This is a genomic window from Micromonospora mangrovicola, assembly GCF_047200535.1.
Classification (GTDB): Bacteria; Actinomycetota; Actinomycetes; order Mycobacteriales; family Micromonosporaceae; genus Micromonospora.
This window is the reverse complement of the sequence record NZ_JBJZOG010000009.1, coordinates 51,814-68,947: the sequence shown is the minus strand read 5'-3', so window position 1 is coordinate 68,947 and position 17,134 is coordinate 51,814. Positions and strand designations below refer to the sequence as shown.

General features: G+C 73.3%; 15 protein-coding genes. 9 read left to right on the top strand and 6 right to left on the bottom strand.

Annotated features, from left to right (window positions below; all coding sequences use genetic code 11):
• Positions 1-25: 25 nt before the first annotated feature.
• The 6 genes from ACL02O_RS06175 to ACL02O_RS06150 all read right to left on the bottom strand — a co-directional run bounded on the left by ACL02O_RS06175 (position 26) and on the right by ACL02O_RS06150 (position 4,951).
• A complete protein-coding gene (locus ACL02O_RS06175) occupies positions 26-865 on the bottom strand; it encodes a carbohydrate ABC transporter permease (protein ID WP_412816980.1) in 840 nt (279 codons plus the stop codon).
• Positions 865-1,797, bottom strand: coding sequence for a carbohydrate ABC transporter permease (locus tag ACL02O_RS06170; RefSeq protein ID WP_412816979.1), 933 nt, complete (start codon positions 1,795-1,797; stop codon positions 865-867). The genes ACL02O_RS06175 and ACL02O_RS06170 overlap by 1 nt, the downstream gene beginning before the upstream one ends.
• Positions 1,794-2,906, bottom strand: coding sequence for a LacI family DNA-binding transcriptional regulator (locus ACL02O_RS06165; protein ID WP_412816978.1), 1,113 nt, complete (start codon positions 2,904-2,906; stop codon positions 1,794-1,796). Before ACL02O_RS06165 ends, ACL02O_RS06170 begins: the two co-directional genes overlap by 4 nt.
• 222 nt (positions 2,907-3,128) lie before the next feature.
• On the bottom strand, positions 3,129-3,569 hold the full coding sequence (locus ACL02O_RS06160; protein ID WP_412816977.1) for a DUF4395 domain-containing protein: 441 nt from the start codon (positions 3,567-3,569) through the stop codon (positions 3,129-3,131).
• Positions 3,570-3,683: 114 nt separating this feature from the next.
• Positions 3,684-4,130 (bottom strand): thioredoxin family protein, encoded by a 447-nt coding sequence (locus tag ACL02O_RS06155; protein ID WP_412816976.1) that lies wholly within the window; start codon positions 4,128-4,130, stop codon positions 3,684-3,686.
• Between the two features lie 62 nt (positions 4,131-4,192).
• The gene (locus tag ACL02O_RS06150; RefSeq protein ID WP_412816975.1) at positions 4,193-4,951 is read right to left on the bottom strand and encodes an alpha/beta fold hydrolase; all 759 of its coding nucleotides are present in this window, start codon (positions 4,949-4,951) and stop codon (positions 4,193-4,195) included.
• Between the two features lie 239 nt (positions 4,952-5,190).
• Here ACL02O_RS06150 and ACL02O_RS06145 point away from each other — a divergent pair, with 239 nt between their 5' ends.
• From ACL02O_RS06145 to ACL02O_RS06105, 9 genes are all read left to right on the top strand, one after another.
• Positions 5,191-6,324 carry a peptidoglycan recognition protein family protein gene (locus ACL02O_RS06145; protein ID WP_412816974.1) on the top strand — a complete coding sequence of 378 codons (1,134 nt, stop codon included), beginning with the start codon at positions 5,191-5,193 and terminating at the stop codon, positions 6,322-6,324.
• Positions 6,325-6,448: 124 nt separating this feature from the next.
• Positions 6,449-6,862 carry a VOC family protein gene (locus ACL02O_RS06140; RefSeq protein WP_412816973.1) on the top strand — a complete coding sequence of 138 codons (414 nt, stop codon included), beginning with the start codon at positions 6,449-6,451 and terminating at the stop codon, positions 6,860-6,862.
• Positions 6,863-7,059: 197 nt separating this feature from the next.
• The gene (locus tag ACL02O_RS06135; RefSeq protein ID WP_412816972.1) at positions 7,060-10,263 is read left to right on the top strand and encodes a penicillin acylase family protein; all 3,204 of its coding nucleotides are present in this window, start codon (positions 7,060-7,062) and stop codon (positions 10,261-10,263) included.
• A gap of 66 nt (positions 10,264-10,329) precedes the next feature.
• Entirely contained in the window at positions 10,330-11,076 is a 747-nt protein-coding gene (locus tag ACL02O_RS06130) for an ABC transporter permease (RefSeq protein WP_412816971.1), read from the top strand.
• A 45-nt stretch (positions 11,077-11,121) separates the two neighbouring features.
• Entirely contained in the window at positions 11,122-13,254 is a 2,133-nt protein-coding gene (locus ACL02O_RS06125) for an amylo-alpha-1,6-glucosidase (protein ID WP_412816970.1), read from the top strand.
• Positions 13,255-13,324: 70 nt separating this feature from the next.
• Positions 13,325-13,828: a DUF2231 domain-containing protein gene (locus tag ACL02O_RS06120; RefSeq protein WP_412816969.1), complete on the top strand. Its 504-nt coding sequence runs from the start codon at positions 13,325-13,327 to the stop codon at positions 13,826-13,828.
• A gap of 35 nt (positions 13,829-13,863) precedes the next feature.
• Positions 13,864-14,784, top strand: a complete 921-nt coding sequence (locus ACL02O_RS06115) for an NADP-dependent oxidoreductase (protein WP_412816968.1) — start codon at positions 13,864-13,866, stop codon at positions 14,782-14,784.
• A gap of 79 nt (positions 14,785-14,863) precedes the next feature.
• The gene (locus ACL02O_RS06110; protein ID WP_412816967.1) at positions 14,864-15,805 is read left to right on the top strand and encodes an NADP-dependent oxidoreductase; all 942 of its coding nucleotides are present in this window, start codon (positions 14,864-14,866) and stop codon (positions 15,803-15,805) included.
• A gap of 205 nt (positions 15,806-16,010) precedes the next feature.
• Complete coding sequence (locus tag ACL02O_RS06105; RefSeq protein WP_412816966.1) at positions 16,011-17,087, top strand: endonuclease/exonuclease/phosphatase family protein; 1,077 nt, start codon at positions 16,011-16,013, stop codon at positions 17,085-17,087.
• The last annotated feature ends 47 nt before the right edge of the window (positions 17,088-17,134 follow it).

Here is a 17,134-nt window from a genome sequence, read left to right as displayed (position 1 = left end):
CTTGGTGGTGGGTTGGGGGTGTGGTTCAGCCCTTGACCGCGCCGGCGAGCGACCCGGACGAGAGCCGGCGTTGCATGAACGCGAAGAAGATCAGGCTGGGCAGGGTGGCCAGCAGGGATCCGGCCGCGAGGGGGCCGAGCCGGGCGGTGCCCTCGATGCCGACGAAGCGGGCCAGGGTCACCGGCAGGGTGGCCAGTTCGGGGGTCTTGAGCAGGACCAGCGCGAAGAAGAACTCGTTCCAGGCGGAGATGAACGAGAACAGCGCGGTGGCCACGATGCCCGGCGCGAGCAGCGGGAAGACCACCCGGCGCAGGACCTGGAGCCGGGTGGCGCCGTCGACGCTGGCCGCCTCCTCCAACTCGCGGGGGATGTTGCGGACGAAGCCCTGCAGCATCCACAGCGCGAAGGGCAGCGCCCACACCACGTAGATGAGGACCAGCCCGGCGTGGGAGTTGGCCAGCCCGACCTCGCGCAGCACCAGGAAGATCGGGATGATCAGCAGGACGAACGGGAACAGCTGCGACAGCAGCACCCAGCCGAGCGCGGCGGTGCCGAGCTTCGTCCGGAAGCGTGCCAGGGCGTACGAGGCGGGCAACGCGACCAGCACGGTGAGCACCGCGGAGGCGAGCGACACCTGGAGGCTGTTCAGCGCGGCCCGGCCCAGTTCCTGCTCGGTGAAGGCCTGCACGAAGTTCTGCACCGTCGGGTGGGCGGGGATCAGCGTGGGGTGCAGCTGCACCAGTTCACGGGGCGGCTTGAACGCGGTGGACAGCAGCCACACCAGCGGGAACCCGAGGAAGATCAGGTAACCGGTCAGGGCGAGGTACTGCAGGCTCCGCACGGTGCGGCTCGGCTTGCCGAACATCAGTTGGCCTCCCTCAGCCGGCGACGCAGGTAGACGGCGAGCAGCGCGACGATGATCACGACCATCACGTTGCCGAGCGCGGCGGCGTAGCCGTAGTTGCCGTAGCGGAACGCCTCCTCGTAGGCGAAGAGCATCGGCAGCATGGTCTTGCCGCCCGGCCCGCCGGCGGTGAGGACGTAGACCAGGCCGAACGAGTTGAAGTTCCAGATGAAGTCCAGCGAGGTGATCGCCACGACGACCGGCGCGATGGCGGGCAGCGTGACGTTGCGGAACCGGTGCCAGGTGCTGGCGCCGTCGACTGCGGCCGCCTCGTGCAGGTCGCGCGGGACGCCCTGCAGCCCGGCGAGGAGCACGACGGTGGTCTGCGGCATGCCGGCCCAGACGCCCACGATGATCACCGCGGGCAGGGCGGTGCTGAAGTCGCCGAGCCAGTTGGTGCGCAGCGCGTCCGCGCCGAGCCGGTGGAAGAACTCGTTCAGCAGGCCGGCGTCGGGGTGGTAGACGAGTTTCCAGAGAATCCCCACCACCACCGGGGGCATCGCCCACGGCACCACGGCGAGGACCCGGGCGATGCCCCGGAAGCGCAGCTGCTGGTAGAGCAGCAGGGCCAGGCCCAGGGCGAGCACGAACTGCAGCACGGTCACCCCGACCGCCCAGAGCAGGCCGATCTTGAACGAGTTCCAGAACAGCTCGTCCCCGAGCAGCTCCCGATAGTTGGCCAGTCCGGTGAAGCTGATCTCGACGTGCCGGCCGGCGCGGGCGTCGGTGAAGCCCAGGTACATGCCGCGCAGCAGCGGGAAGACCGACAGCACCACGATCGGCAGCAGCGACGGCAGCAGCAACAGGTAGATGCCGAGCCGGTCGGAGCGGGAGCGGGCCGCGCGGGGCCGCTGGCCGTGGGCGACGTCGGGGCGTTCGGCCACGGTGGTCATGCCGTCACCTCCGGGGTACGCGGCGCGGGCAGGTCCGGTCCGGTCACGCCGGCCGCGGGCACGGACCGCGGCGCGGTGTCGGGCACGGCGGCGCTGGAGGCGCGGACGACGAGGCTGGGCGCGACCTGCTCGCGGCGGGGCGGCAGGCCGGGGTCGGCGATGCGCTGCAGCAGCAGCTCGGCGGCGCGCCGACCGCGCTCTGCCGAGCCGAGGGAGACGCTGGAGAGCTGCGGGAACATCATCCGGGCCAGCTCGGTGTCGTCCATGCCGACCACCGCGACGTCGTCGGGGACCCGGTGGCCGGCGGCGAGCAGGGCGTGCAGCGCGCCGACGGCGATCAGGTCGTTGGCGCAGACCAGCGCGTCGGGTCGGGCCCGGGCGAGCAGCCGCTCGGCGGCGGCGCGGCCGGCCGCGTACTGGAAGTCGCCGACCTCGATCAGGTGCTCGTCGAGGGCGATGCCGTGCGCGGCCAGGGCGGCCCGGAAGCCGGCGTCGCGGGCCGCACCCGGGACGGTGTCGAGCGGGCCGTTGACGAACCCGATCCGCCGCCGTCCCGCCGCGACCAGGTGTCCGACGGCCAGCCCCACACCGGTACGTGAGTCGGTGCGGACGTTGTCGACCGGCGCGTCCGCGCCGAGCTGACCGACCACCACCACCGGCACCGGGCTGTCGACCAGCGCGGCGAGGTGGTCGTCGGTGACCCGGATCGGGGAGACGATCATCCCGTCGACGTACCGGTGGGCGAGCCGGCGCAGCAGGGCGGTCTCGTTGGCGATCTGTCCGCCGGTGGCGTGCACCAGCAACTGCCGGCCGGAGGCGGCGACCACCGACTCGATGGCCCGCATCATCTCGACGTAGACCGGGTTGCCGATGTCCTCGACGGCGAGGGCGATCAGGCCGGTGCGCTGGGACTGGAGCGAGCGGGCGATGGCGTTGGGCACGTACCCGACCTCGGCCGCCGCCTCGCGGACCTTGCGGATGGTCTCCGGGCTGCCGCCGACGCCGTTGAGCACGCGCGAGGCGGACGCGATGGAGACTCCGGCCCGGGCGGCGACGGTGTGGACGGTGGGTCGACCCTCGGCCGACTCCTGTAAACGTTTACGACCCACGCCCGCACCTCCAGCTCCTTGCTGTAAACGTTTCCGGGAGTCTGCGCCCCACCCGACGGCCGGGTCAAGGCCTCGTTACGAAAACGTTTCCAACTGCTTCCGAGCTGGACCGCCGCTCGCTCCGCACCGAGGACGCCCCGGCGACGGAGCGCTACCCCGACTATGCGAAGGCGCCCACGGCTGCCGGGCCGCCAGGCACGGACCGGGCGGCCCCACCGGGGGTCAGCGCATCGGGGCGGGGACCCGGGCGGCCAGGGGACGGCCGGCCAGCCGGCGCAGCGCCAGGTAGCTCACGCAGCCGAGGCAGAGATCGAAGGCGGCGTTGAGGAAGGCGGCGGCGAGCGCGGCGGCGGTGGCGGCCAACCCGAGCGCCGGTACGCCGGCCAGCCAGCCGGCCGCTCCCAGCCCGGCGAAGACCAGGCCGACGAGCTGGGCGAAGCGCACCGGGGCGGCCGGCTCCAGCTCGGCGGGCGGCCTCAGCCGGGGCGCCACCAGCAAGCGGTAGAGCAGGCCGTACGGGCCGAGGCGGGGCTTGGTGGCGGTGACCGCGAAGACCACGGCCTGGACGAGGACGAGCAGCCCCGACCCGGTGATCAGGGCGATGGCGAGGACGACGGTGGTGAGGACGGCGGCGAACCGCGGCCCACGAGGGTCGAGCAGCATGCGGGGTTCCGTTCGGGCGAGAGTCGGTCGGTCAGGCGGGACGGACCGACGCACAGAGGCTCGCCGCGAGCCACCCGTGGTCCACGACCCGACGCCGGGTCAACGCCACCCCGATCACCGCCGCGCTCCGGCGAGCAGCGGGGCGAGTGCCGCGCGGAGGTCGTCGGGCGCCGGCACGCCGGAGGCCCGCCGGACCACGTGCCCGGCCGCGTCGACCACCAGCACGGTAGGGGTCTGCCAGACGTCCAGGGCCCGGGCCACGTCCAGCCGCTCCTCGACGTCCACCTCGACCAGGTAAACGCCGGGCGCGCTCTCCCGTACCTCCTCCAGAAGCCGGCGGGTGGCCCGGCAGGGCGCGCAGACCGGGGCGGAGAACTGCACCAGGGTGACCACGCCGGCCGGTACGCCGACCCCGGCCAGCGCGGCCGGGAGGGCCGCGCCGGGGGACGCGGCCACCACGCGGAGCCGGCCGTCGCGGCGGCGCCACCACCAGCCGAGGGCACTGCTGAGGCCGAGCACGGCGAGCACCACGAACACACCGGTCAGGCTCGGGCTCTGCACCGCTCAAGGGTGCCACGCCGCACCGCCGGCCGACCCCGGTCGTCCCGCAGGTCGGACGCAGATCACGTGCCTACCGGGTCGGAGTCGTCCGGCGTCGCCCCCGAGCCCCGCACGGGTCGGTCGGTCAGGAACTCCTCGACCCGCGCGAGGAAGGCCGGCCGCTGGCTCAGGAAGGCGAACATGTGCCCGCCCCGGAAGACCGCCAGCTGCGATCCGGCGATGCCGGCGTGCAGCTGCTCGGCCATCGACAGGGGCAGCGACCGGTCGCGTCGACCGTGCAGGATCAGCGTCGGGGCGTGGATCCGGTCGAGCCGCGCCGTGGCGTCGTAGCGGACGGCGGCGTCGCGCTGGCGGCGGTGTGCGTACCCGGGTTGCGGGTACCGGCCGTGCCTCCCGGGAAGCCAATGGAGCAGCCACAGCAGGCGCATCGGCAGTGACATGTGCACCTTTCCCCGGCCCGCCGCGGAGGTGCTGACCAGGACGAGGCGGCGGACGCGGTCGGGGTGGGTCAGGGCTAGCTCCAGGGCGATCCGGCCACCCATGGAGATGCCGAGCAGGTCCGCCCGCGCGATGCCCAGGGCATCCATCAGCCCGACCGTGTCCCGGGCCATCAGCTCGACGGAGTACGGCTGGTCCGGCTTGCCGGTGCGCCCGGCGCCCCGGTTGTCGAAGACGACGACCCGGCGGTGCCGGGCCAGCTCGCCGGTGAGCGGGGCCAGCAGGCTGAAGTCCGCGCCGAGGCCGTTGATCAGCAGGAGCGCGGCGCCCGCCCCGTGGCTCTCGTAGTAGACGTCGATGCCGTTCATTGGGAGCGTCGGCATGTCCCGCACGCTAGCGCCCGGCGGCGTCCGACGGAACGGCCACTGCGGACCCGTCGACCGGGCGTCGCCCCGGATGCCGCGCATCGATCCGGTTCAGGCTCTGGCGCTCGGCCCCTCTTGGCAATATCCTCCACACCACGCGCGGTTCTTGGAGCTCCTTTTCAGACCCGCCCGGACGGGCCGCCGCCCGTTCCCGCGTGCCGCCGTGGGCCGCCCTGAACGGCCACAGAGGAGATGACATGCATTTCGACCACCCCGAGCTGGACCGCCGTACCCTGCTGCGGGCCGGCCTCGGCGCCGCCGCGGTCGCGGTCGTCGGGAGCGAGCTGGCCCTCCCCGCCGCCGCGCAGGCCGACGCCGGCGCGGACCTGGACTGGATCATCAGCTGCGACGAGTGGGGCGCCCGCCCACCCGCCTATCCGCTGTCGACCAGCGCCATTCCCAGCAACAAGATCATCCTGCATCACATGGCGTTCCCGAACAGCACCGACTACTCCGAGGAGCACGCCAAGCAGCTCGCCCGGGACTGCCAGGACCTGCACCTGGACGTGAACCACTGGTCGGACACCGGGCAGCACTTCACCGTCAGCCGGGGCGGCCACGTGCTGGAGGGCCGGCACGGCAGCCTGGAGCGGCTGCAGGCCGGCGACCGCCAGATGATCGCCGCGCACTGCCCGGGCGAGAACGGCCGGGCCATCGGCATCGAGAACGAGGGCACCTACGTCACCGAGACCCCACCGGAGGAGCTGCTCGCCGGCCTGGTCAAGCTCTGCACCACCGTCTGCCGGCAGTACGGCCTGCACGCGCACGACATCTTCGGCCACTGGGACTTCCGCGCCACGCAGTGCCCGGGCGCGATGTTCTACCGCGAGTTCCCCGCCCTGCGCCGCCGGGTCTTCGCCAAGCTCGGCACCGACCTGGCCGACGTGCCGGCCCGCCGCTGGCCGGACATCTGGCGCTTCGTCGGCGGGCCGGTGGTGCAGGTGGCGCAGTACCTGCTCACCTTCCGCGGCTACACCGTCCCGATCACCGGCGTCTTCGACGCCGCCACCGTCGCCGCGGTGAAGGACTGGCAGGCGCGCAACGGCATCCCGGTCGACATCGACGCCACCGTCACCGCGCCGACCTGGGAGACCCTCGCGCCGGAGCTGGACAAGGACGCGACCGGCATCCCGGTGAGCGCGGTGCAGTTCATGCTCAACTACAAGGGTTACGCCGACGTCGCGGTCACCGGCGAGTACGACTGGGTGACCAAGAAGGCCCTCAAGGACCTGCAGGAACTGCACGGCCTGGACGCCAACGGCAAGGTCAGCACCACCACCTGGTGCGCCCTGGTGGGGGGTGTGGTGCGCCAGTCGTTCCAGCTGGACTGATCGGCGTACCGCGGGGAGAGCGGTGGGGGCGGCAACGGCGCCGTCCCCACCGCGCCCACGGGGCCCGCGCCTCGTTGTCCATCCGGGACGGGCGAGCGCCCGTCCGCGGACCTGAGGAGGCAACGTGGGCTCGAGACTCAACCCGTACCTGAGCTTCCGCGGCGAGGCGCGGCAGGCGATGGAGTTCTACCGCGAGGTGTTCGGCGGCACCCTGACCATCAGCACCTTCGGCGACTTCGGCAACCCGGACCCGGCCCTGGCCGACCAGGTCATGCACTCGCAACTGGAGACCGCTCGCGGCTTCACGCTGATGGGCTCCGACACGCCGCCGGGGATGGACCTCGTCGTTGGCAACAACATCACGGTGAGCCTGAGCGGCGATGACGCCGACGATCTGCGCGGCTGGTGGGACCGGCTCTCCGAGAGCGGCGTCGTCTCGGTGCCGCTGGAGAAGCAGATGTGGGGCGACGAGTTCGGGCAGTGCGTCGACCGGTTCGGCATCGGCTGGCTGGTCAACATCAGCCAGCCGCAGTCCTGACCGGGGCGAAACGTCGGCATTCGCGCCTGGTGAACGGCGTCTATGCCAAGGCATGGAACTCCATCAATCATTACCCGGAGGTAGATATGAGCCATTCTCACCTCCGGGTGTGACGCCCGGGCGCGGAGGGCGAGACGTCGGCACAGCGGCAGCCGGGCGTACCACCGGCCCCACTCCGCACTCCCGGAGGATCCGCCATGCCCCGTCCCACCACCCGCATCCGGCTCGCGGTCCTGGCCGCGACCCTCACCGCGGCGGCGAGCGCTCTGACGGTCGTCCCACCGTCACCGGCACTCGCCGCCACCACCTTCACCCCCAACGACTACTGCCTCGGTCAGTGCGCCGACATCCTGCCCCCCGGCGAGAACGGCAACGCCACCCTCACCGCGATCCTGGCCCACCAGATCTTCGGCACCCGCCCGGCCCACTCCAGCGACCAGCTCGACGAGTACGCCAACCTGGTCTACAACTACGCCGGACTCACCGACGAACAGATCGCCCGGTTCTACAACGACGCCTCGTTCGGGGTGCCCGACGCGCAGGTGGAGAGCCGGATCCAACCCCGCTCCGACGTGACCATCGTGCGCGACTCCGCCACCGGCGTACCGCACATCACCGGCACCACCCGCTCCGGCACCATGTACGGGGCCGGCTTCGCCGGCGCGCAGGACCGGCTCTGGGTGATGGACCTGCTCCGCCACGTCGGACGCGGCACCCTCACCCCGTTCGCGGGCGGCGCGCCCGGCAACCGGGACCTCGAGCAGAGCGTCTGGGCCAACTCCCCGTACACCGAGGCCGACCTGCAGGCCCAGGTCGACGCGCTGCGCCAGAAGGGCACCCGCGGCCAGCAGCTTCACACCGACGTCACCGACTACATCGCTGGCGTCAACGCCTACATCGACCAGTGCGTCGCCGCCGACAACTGCCCCGGCGAGTACAACCTCACCGGCAACGGCAGCCCGAAACACTTCACGATGACCGACCTCATCGCCACCGCCGGCGTCGTCGGCGGGCTCTTCGGCGGAGGTGGCGGCGGTGAGATCCAGTCCGCGCTGGTCCGCATCGCCGCCCGCGCCAAGTACGGCACCACCGTCGGCGACCAGGTGTGGCAGGCGTTCCGGCAGCAGAACGACCCGGTGACCGTGCTGACCCTGCACGACGGACAGAGCTTCCCGTACGGGGCCGCCCCCGCCAACGCGCCCAGCGTGGCCCTGCCCGACGCCGGCACCGTCACCACCGAGCCGCTGGTCTACAACCGGACCGGCTCCGCCGGCACCGCGACGCTCAGCAGCAGCGGCAGCGGCAGCGACGCCACCACCAGCCTGCTCAGCGGGCTCGCCGGGCTGAAGGCGCACGGCATGTCCAACGCCGTGGTGATCTCGGGCCAGCACACCACCAGCGGCAACCCGGTCGCCGTGTTCGGCCCGCAGACCGGCTACTTCGCGCCGCAGCTGCTCATGCTCCAGGAGCTGCAGGGCCCCGGCATCAGCGCCCGGGGCGCCGCCTTCGCCGGTCTCAACCTCTACGTGCTGCTCGGCCGCGGCCAGGACTACGCCTGGAGCGCCACCTCCGCCAGCCAGGACCTCACCGACACCTACGCGGTGCCGCTGTGCACCACCGACGGCAGCGCCCCGACCGTCCAGTCGACCCGCTACCTCTACCACGGCCAGTGCCTGGCGATGGAGGTCCTCGAACACACCAACTCCTGGTCGCCCACCCTGGCCGACTCCACCCCGTCCGGCTCGTACACCCTGCGCGCGCTGCGCACCCGGTACGGCCTCGTCACCCACCGGGGCCTGGTGAACGGGCAGCCGACCGCGTTCACCAAGCTGCGTTCGACGTACCGCCACGAGGCCGACTCGGCGATCGGCTTCCAGGCGTACAACGACCCGGCCGCGATGGGCTCGGCGGCGGCGTTCCAGCAGTCCGCGGCCGACGTCGGGTACGCGTTCAACTGGTTCTACGTCAACTCGACCGAGGCGGCGTACTTCAACTCCGGGTCCAACCCGGTCCGCCCGTCCGGCACCGACCCGAACCTGCCCACCAAGGCCGAGGCCGCGTACGAGTGGCAGGGCTGGAACCCGGACACCAACACCGCCACCTACACGCCGGCCGGCGCCCACCCGCAGTCGGTCAACCAGGACTACTACGTCAGCTGGAACAACAAGCAGGCGAAGGACTACGGCGCCGCCGACGGCAACTTCAGCTTCGGCGCGGTGCACCGGGCTGACCTGCTCGACGGCCGGGTGCGCGCCGCGCTCGCCCAGGGCAAGCTGGACCGGGCCGCGGTGGTCCGGATCATGGCCGACGCGGCCGTCACCGACCTGCGCGGCCAGGAGGTGCTCGGCAACCTGCTGCGGGTGCTCACCAGCCAGCCGGTCACCGACCCGACCCTGGCCGACGCGGTGGGCAAACTCCAGGCCTGGCAGCTGGCCGGCGCCCGCCGCGTGGAGACCAGCGCCGGGTCCAAGGTCTACCAGCACGCCGACGCCATCCGGATCTTCGACGCCTGGTGGCCGCTGCTGGCCGCCGCGGAGTTCCGGCCCGGCCTCGGCGCCGACCTCTACGGCGCCCTGGTCGACGCCATCGAGGTCAACGAGGCGCCCTCCGGCGGCCAGAACGGCGGCCGGGACGGCACCGCCGTCTGGGCGCTGCAGGGCCAGCCGCACAAGGGCTCGTCGTTCCAGTACGGCTGGTGGGGCTACGTCGACAAGGACATCCGCGCCGTCCTCGGCGACCCGGTCGCCGGCGGCCTCGGCCGCACGTACTGCGGCGACGGCAACCTCGCCGCCTGCCGGCAGGCGCTGCTGAACGCCCTCGGCCAGGCGGCCGCGGCGCCGGCCACCACGGTCTACCCCGGCGACTCACACTGCGGGGCCGGCGACCAGTGGTGCGCCGACACCATCGCCCAGTCCGGGCTCGGCGGCATCACCCACCCGCTGATCGCCTGGCAGAACCGGCCCACGTACCAGCAGGTCGTCTCCTTCCCGGCACGCCGGGGCGACGACGTCACCAACCTGGCCCAGGGCCGGGCCGCGACCGCGTCCAGCACCCAGTTCCTCACCAGCCACACCCCGAACAAGGCGGTCGACGGCAGCCTGAGCAGCCGGTGGGGCAGCAGTTACAACGACAACCAGTGGATCCGGGTCGACCTCGGCTCCGCCCGGACGGTCAAGCGGGTCGTGCTGCGCTGGGAGGCCGCGTACGGCAGCGCGTACCGGATCGAGGTCTCCAACGACGGCAGCAGCTGGCAGACCGCGTTCAGCACCACCGTCGGCAACGGCGGCGTGGACAACGTGACCTTCGCCCCGGTCACCGCCCGCTACGTGCGGATGTACGGGGTCAAGCGGGCCACCTCGTACGGCTTCTCGCTCTGGGAGTTCGAGGTCTACGCCAAGTGATCCCTGCGTGAGCGGCCGGCCGGCGGAACCTGTCCGCCGGCCGGCCCACCGCAATATGATCACCGGGTGAGCGGCGGCACGGTACCGATCGGCCCGACGCTGGTCGCCGCCCTCACCGCGCTCACCCTCGCCGGCGCGGCGGTGCTCCGGTTCAGCGGGCTCGGGCCGGGCCGGACGATCCTGACCGCGGCGGCCCGGGCCACCGTCCAGCTCGGCGCCGTCTCCCTGATCATCGTGGCGGTGCTGCGCGCGTGGTGGAGCACGGCACTGTTCGTCCTGCTCATGTACGTCGTGGCCAGCGTCACCGCGAACCGCCGGATCGGCCCGACCGGGCCGCGTCGGGTCGCCCCGCTGGCCATCGCCGCCGGGGTGGCGCCGAGCCTGGGCGTACTGCTGGCCAGCCGGGCGTTGCCGGCGACGCCCCTCGTCGTACTACCGACGGCGGGCATCCTCATCGGCGGGGCGATGACCGCGACCAGCCTCGCCGGCCGGCGCACCCTCGACGAGCTGCGCACCCGGCACGGCGAGTACGAGGCGGGCCTGGCGCTGGGGCTGCTCCCCCGCGACGCCGCGCTGGAGATCTGCCGGCCGGCCGCCGGGCAGGCCCTCGTCCCGGCCCTGGACCAGACCCGCACGGTCGGGCTGGTGACCCTGCCGGGAGCGTTCGTCGGTGTGCTGCTCGGCGGGGCCGGCCCGATCCGCGCCGGGGCCACCCAGCTGCTGATCCTGCTGACCCTGCTCGCCGTGGAGGCGGTGGCCATCGCCCTCGCGGTGGAGCTGATCGTCCGCGACCGGGCCCGCACCATGCCCTGACCCGCAACGGGTGTACCGGGCCTGCGAACGGGTACCGGCGGCCCGATGACCACGGTCCGCAACCTGCGCGTCCGACCCGACCTGCGCTACGTCGCGAGCGGGTGGAGCACCCTGGTCACCGACGTACGCGGCCGGATCGGCGGCACCGACCCGCAGGGCTTCTTCGCCCACAACACCCGGGTGCTCAGCCGGGAACGGATCACCGTCGACGGCCGCGAGCCGGTCCCCTTCGCCACCGGGAACGTGCAGGGGCACGCCCAGCTCTCCTACGCCGAACTGGGCGACGGGGAGGAACTGCCGGCGCGGGCCGCGTACCTGCGGACCGAACGGTTCGTCGGACCCGGGCTGCGCACCCGGCTCACCGTGCTCAGCTACGCCGCACGACCGCTGCGGTTCCGGCTGGAGATCCGCGTCGCGGCGGACTTCGCCGACACTAGCGAGGCGGAGACGGGCCGCCGGCTGCAGGTCGGCGACGTCGGCGCCGGCTGGGACCCGGCCGCCGGGGAACTGCGCCTGACCTACCTGCGCGACGGCCTGGACCGGGCGGTCGCGGTCCGGATCCGGGCCGACGCCCCCGTGGCGTACGAGGACGACGCGTTCCACCTCGACCTGGCGGTGCCGCCGCGCGGCGAGGCCCGGGTGGAGCTGCTGGTCGAACCGGTCTTCGACGGGACGCGCCTGGCCGCTCCCCCGGCGACGTTCGCCGAACCCGACGACGGCGCGGCGCGGGGCCGGGCCCGGCTGGCCGGGGAGCTGGCCAGGTTGAGCAGCAGCAATTTCGACGTGACGGCGGCGTGGCGGTGCGCCGTGGACGACCTGGCGGTGCTGCCGCTCGGCGAGCCGGCCGGCCCCACGGCGCCGATCGCGGGCCTGCCCGTCTACCAGGAGATCTTCGGCCGGGACACGATGACCGCGTCCTGGCAGGCGCTGCTGGCCGGGCCGACCATGCTGGCCGACAGCCTGCGGCTCAACGCCGCGCACCTCGGCCGGCGGCTGGACGACTGGCGCGACGAGGAACCGGGCAAACCGCTGCACGAGGCGCGGCAAGGGCCGGTCTCCGTGCTCGGACTCAACCCGTTCGACGCCTACTACGGCGACTGGTCGACCGCGCCGGACTTCCTGGTCTACCTCGGGCAGTACCTGGCCTGGACCGGCGACCTGGACACGGTACGGGAGCTGCTGCCCACGGCCGGGCGGGCGCTGCGCTGGATCGAACGGTACGGCGACCCCGACGGCGACGGCTTCCTCGAGTACCACTGCCGGTCCCGGGCCGGGTTGAAGAACCAGGGCTGGAAGGACTCCGACACGGCGATCGTGGACGAGGACGGGCGGGTGGTTCCCAACCCGATCGCCACCAGCGAGCTGCAGGCGTACTGGTACGCCGCCCTGCGGCACGCCGCCGCGGTGTTCACCCTGACCGGCCACCCGGCCCGCGGCGCGGCCCTGCTGGCCCGGGCCCGGGCGCTGCGCCGCCGCTTCCACCGGGCGTACTGGCTGCCCGACCGGGGCTGCTACGCGATGGCGCTCGGACCGGACAAGCGGCCGGTCAGGTCGACCAACTCCAACGACGGGCACCTGCTGACCACCGGAATCGTGCCGGCCCGGTCCGCCGCGCGGGTGGCCGACCGGCTGCTCGCGCCGGACATGTTCAGCGGCTGGGGGGTGCGTACGCTCTCAGCCGAGCACCCGGCGTACAACCCGTTCAGCTACCACCGGGGGAGTGTCTGGCCGGTGGAGGCCGGCACCATCGGCCTGGGGCTGGCCAGGTACGGCTGCTGGGCGCACCTGCACCGGCTGGCGGAGGGGATGTTCGCCGCGGCGGCGCTGTTCGACGAGCACCGGTTGCCCGAAGTGCTCAGCGGGCTCCCCCGCGACCCGGGACATCCGCACCCGGGGGTTTACCCGAACTCGTGTTCCCCGCAGGCCTGGTCGGCCAGCGCGGTCGTCGCCCTGGTCCAGGCGCTGCTGGCGCTGCGGCCGGCGGCGCCGCTGCGCACGATCTTCGTCGACCCGCACCTGCCCGAGTGGCTGCCGGACCTGCGGCTGGAGGGCGTACGAGTGGGCCGGGCCACCGTCGACCTGACGGTCCGGCGCCGGCGCGGCGGGCGGGCCTCCGTGCGCACGCGTGGCGACCGGCTGGTGGTGGTCCGGCGGGCCCCGCGGCAGGCGATCGCCTGAGCGGCAGGTGTACTCCGGTCCCGGCGGGGAACCCGGCCCCGGCCTGGGATCGCAGACAGGAGGGACCGGTATGGAAAGTCGCGCGAAGGCGATGGGTCACGGGATCCATCCGCTTCTGATCGTGTTCCCGTTGGGCCTGCTGGCCACCTCGGTGATCTTCGACATCCTGTATCTGATCACCGATCGGACGGGGTTCCAGATCTCCGCCGCGTACACGATGGGCGCGGGCATCATCGGCGGTCTGGTCGCGGGATTGTTCGGCCTGATCGACTGGAGTGCCATCCCGGCCGGGACGCGGGCCAAGCGGGTCGGCGCGGTGCACGGCGTGGGCAATGTGGTGGTGCTGGTGCTGTTCGCGGTGAGCTGGCTGCTGCGCCTGGCCGCCGACAACTGGGACCCGAGCGCGCTGGCCCTGATCTGCAGCTTCGCCGGCATCGTCCTGGTCGGGGTGACCGGCTGGCTCGGCGGTGAGCTGGTGGAGCGGCTCGGGGTGAGCGTGAGCGACGAGGCGGGCGTCAACGCGCCCAGCTCGCTGCGCCGGTCCGCCGGCCGGCCCCGCGCCCGCGGCGTCTGACGCCCGGCTGTCACGGCGAGAGAGGGGACGAGCCCGTGCGGGCGATCACGCTGGACGCGGAGGGCGCGGCGCCGGCCCTGCGCGGCGACCTGGCCCGGCCCAGCCCGGGCCCGGGCGAGGTGCTCGTCCGGGTGCGGGCGACCTCGATCAACGGCTTTGACCGGAAGGCGGCAGCCGGGTTGATGCGGGGCGGGATGGAGTACCGGTTCCCGGTCGTGCTCGGCAAGGACTTCGCCGGCGAGGTCGAGGCGATCGGGGGCGTCACCAGCCCGTTCCGCGTCGGCGATCCGGTGTACGGGGTGGTCATGCGGTCGTACCTGGGCGACGGCGCGTGGGCCGAGTACCTGACGACCGGCGATGGGTACGGGATCAGCCGGGTGCCCGAGGGGGTCGACCTGTCGACGGCGGGCGCGCTCGGGCTGGCCGGCACCACCGCGGTCGACGCGCTGGCCGCCGTCGCCCCCGGCCCCGGGGACACCGTGCTGATCTCGGGCGCGACCGGCGGCGTCGGTTCGCTCGCCGTGCAGTACGCCCGGGCGGCCGGCGCCCGGGTCGTCGCCACCGCCCGCCCGGGCGCGGCCGCCGACTTCGTCCGGGAACTGGGCGCCACCGAGGTGGTGGACCACACCGGCGACCTGGCCGCCCAGGTCCGGGCGGTGGCCCCGGACGGAGTGTCCGCGGTGGTGCACCTGGCCGGCGACGGGGCAGAGCTCGCCGGGCTGCTCGGCCCGGACGGGCGGCTGGCGTCCACCATCGGCTTCGGCCCGCACCAGCACCCGGCGGCCACCTCGATCATGGCCAGCCCGACCCCGGAGACGCTCGACCGGCTCACCGCCGACGTGCTGGCCGGTCGGGTGCGGGTGCCGGTCAGCCGGCGGTACGACCTGGCCGAGGTGCCCCAGGCGCTCGCCGACTTCAGCGGCGCCCTGGGCAAGCTCGCCGTCACGGTGCCCTGACGGCGGGGTGGTCGGGTTGATCCGCCACCGTGATGATCAACACGCCGAACGGGAAACGGGCCCGTGACAGACTCGGCCGATGCGTGCTGTGGTGGTCGACTCGCCAGGTCCGTCCGATTCGTTGCGCGTCCGCGATCTCGGGGTGAGCGACGGCTCGGGCGGATGCGCCGTGGTCGCGGTCGCGGCGGCGGGTGTGGACCCCGTTGACGCCGGTAACCGGGCCGATCCGTCCTGGGCCGGAGTGGAGCCGCCGTACGTGGTGGGCTACGAGTTCGCCGGCGACGTCACCTCGATCGAGACCGACGGCACCGATCTGCGCGTCGGCGATCGGGTGTGGGGGCTGCTGCCGGTCCGCGGCACCCGTTGGGGGGCGTACGCGGAGCAGGTCACTGTGCCGCACCGCTTCCTCGCCCGCCGTCCCTCCGCGCTGAGCGCGATCGAGGCGGCCGCGCTGCCGCTGGCCGGGGCGACCGCCCTGCAGACACTCGACCGGCTGGCGTTGTCCCGCGGCGGCTGGCTCCTGGTGCACGGCGCGGCGGGCGGGGTCGGGCACCTGCTCGTGCAGCTGGCCGTCGCTCGCGGCATTCGAGTCGCTGCGGCGAGCCGGCCCGCCGATCGGCGGCGCCTGATCGGCCTCGGGGTCGAGTTGTGGCTCGACCGGGCCGGCGAACCGGTGCCCGCCGCGGCGGCAGCCGAGCTCGGACGCGGCGTCGACGGGGTGGTCGATCTCGTGGGTGGCCAGCTGGCGCCCTCGCTGCCGTACGTCGTCGAGGGCGGTTGCGCCGCGACGATCGTCGATCTCGAGGGAGACCTCAACGAGGCGGTGGACCGCAACATCAGCATCCACGGCGTGCTGCTGCGTCCCGGTCGTGAGGTGCTGGACCGGTTGTCCGCGGCGGTCGACGCCGGCCTGCGGCCGGACGTGCGGCACGTCTGGCCGCTCGCCGAGGCCGCGGAGGCGCACCGCCGCCTCGAAGCAGGCGGCGTCGGCGGCAAGATCGTCCTCTCCGTGCGGGGCTGACCGACGGGCAGCCGGCGGGACGGATCGGGCGCGGCGTGTCCTGCCCCGGGTCCGGCCGGGAAGCGGATCGCCCGGGACGCCCCGCAGCTCGGAGGTGTGCAGAACCGCCCGAACGGCGGTGTCCACGATGGTCATCGTGGCGCTACCGTACGCAGGCTTGGCACCACCCGACGCGGATCATCCGCCGGAGAGAGGACCCGGGCCCATGAACGGCAGAGCACGTTTCCGACTGACCCGGCTGGTCAGCGTCGCCGCCCTCGTGGCAACCTGCCTCGGGCTCCTCCCGTCGGTCGCGCAGGCGGAGGCCGGCCCCAAGGTCACGGTACTGACCCGCAACCTCTACCTGGGCGGTGACCTGACCCCGTCGATGACCGCGCCGACCCTGCCGGCGTTCCTGGCCGCCAACGCGGCCCTGCTCAGCCACGTCGACCTGATGGACTTCCCCGCCCGGGCGAAGCTGTTCGCCGCGGAGATCCGGGAGCGGAAACCCGATCTGGTCGGCCTGCAGGAGGTGGCGCTGTGGCGTACCGGGCCGATCGGCGATCCGGCGCCGGCCACCACGGTCCGCTACGACTACCTGGCGCTGCTGATGTCCGAGCTGGCCGCCGCCGGCCACCCCTACGACGTGGCGGTGGTGCAGACCGAGGCCGATCTGGAGGCCCCGGCGGGCGCGCCGCACTTCGTGGACGCCCGGCTCACCATGCGTGACGTGATCCTGGTGCGGCACGGTGGCCGGGTGAAGGTGACCGGGACGGCGTCGGGGAACTTCGTGCACAACCTGGTCACTCCGCTGCCGCCGGTCGGCGGCAGTGCCACCAGCACCCGGGGTTGGACGGCGGTGGACGTGGCGCAGGGCGCCCGGACGTACCGGTTCGTGAACACCCATCTGGAGGCGTTCCACCCCGGCGTCCGGGTGCAGCAGGCGCAGGAGCTGTTGCAGGGGCCGCTGCTCATCGATGGCCGGGTGATCCTGGTCGGGGACCTCAACACCGGGCCCGAGCTGCCGGATCCGAACAACCGGCTCGCCTATTTCGCGCTGGTGGCCGGCGGGATGACCGACAGCTGGCCGATTCTGCACCCGGGCGACCCCGGTTACACCTCCGGTCTCGGCGACGACCTCGACCAGCCGGCCGGCGACGTCGAGCACCGGATCGACATGGTCATGTTCCGGGGTGCGGTCGTTCCGGTGAGCAGCGAGGTCTTCGGCAACGAGCGGCAGACCCCCGACGGGCGGTGGGCGTCGGACCATCTGGGGCACGTGGCGGTGCTCGCGCTGCCGTGACCGACGCCCGCCGCTGAACGCCGTTCGGGCCGGCGGGCTCGCAGGTC

Excerpts from the sequence above, each read along its gene's own strand:
- ACL02O_RS06175 (WP_412816980.1), bottom strand. The coding sequence starts at position 865 with ATGTTCGGCAAGCCGAGCCGCACCGTGCGGAGCCTGCAGTACCTCGCC.
- ACL02O_RS06170 (WP_412816979.1), bottom strand. The coding sequence starts at position 1,797 with ATGACCACCGTGGCCGAACGCCCCGACGTCGCCCACGGCCAGCGGCCC.
- ACL02O_RS06160 (WP_412816977.1), bottom strand. The coding sequence starts at position 3,569 with ATGCTGCTCGACCCTCGTGGGCCGCGGTTCGCCGCCGTCCTCACCACC.
- ACL02O_RS06150 (WP_412816975.1), bottom strand. The coding sequence starts at position 4,951 with ATGCCGACGCTCCCAATGAACGGCATCGACGTCTACTACGAGAGCCAC.
- ACL02O_RS06145 (WP_412816974.1), top strand. The coding sequence starts at position 5,191 with ATGCATTTCGACCACCCCGAGCTGGACCGCCGTACCCTGCTGCGGGCC.
- ACL02O_RS06135 (WP_412816972.1), top strand. The coding sequence starts at position 7,060 with ATGCCCCGTCCCACCACCCGCATCCGGCTCGCGGTCCTGGCCGCGACC.
- ACL02O_RS06125 (WP_412816970.1), top strand. The coding sequence starts at position 11,122 with ATGACCACGGTCCGCAACCTGCGCGTCCGACCCGACCTGCGCTACGTC.
- ACL02O_RS06120 (WP_412816969.1), top strand. The coding sequence starts at position 13,325 with ATGGAAAGTCGCGCGAAGGCGATGGGTCACGGGATCCATCCGCTTCTG.
- ACL02O_RS06110 (WP_412816967.1), top strand. The coding sequence starts at position 14,864 with ATGCGTGCTGTGGTGGTCGACTCGCCAGGTCCGTCCGATTCGTTGCGC.
- ACL02O_RS06105 (WP_412816966.1), top strand. The coding sequence starts at position 16,011 with ATGAACGGCAGAGCACGTTTCCGACTGACCCGGCTGGTCAGCGTCGCC.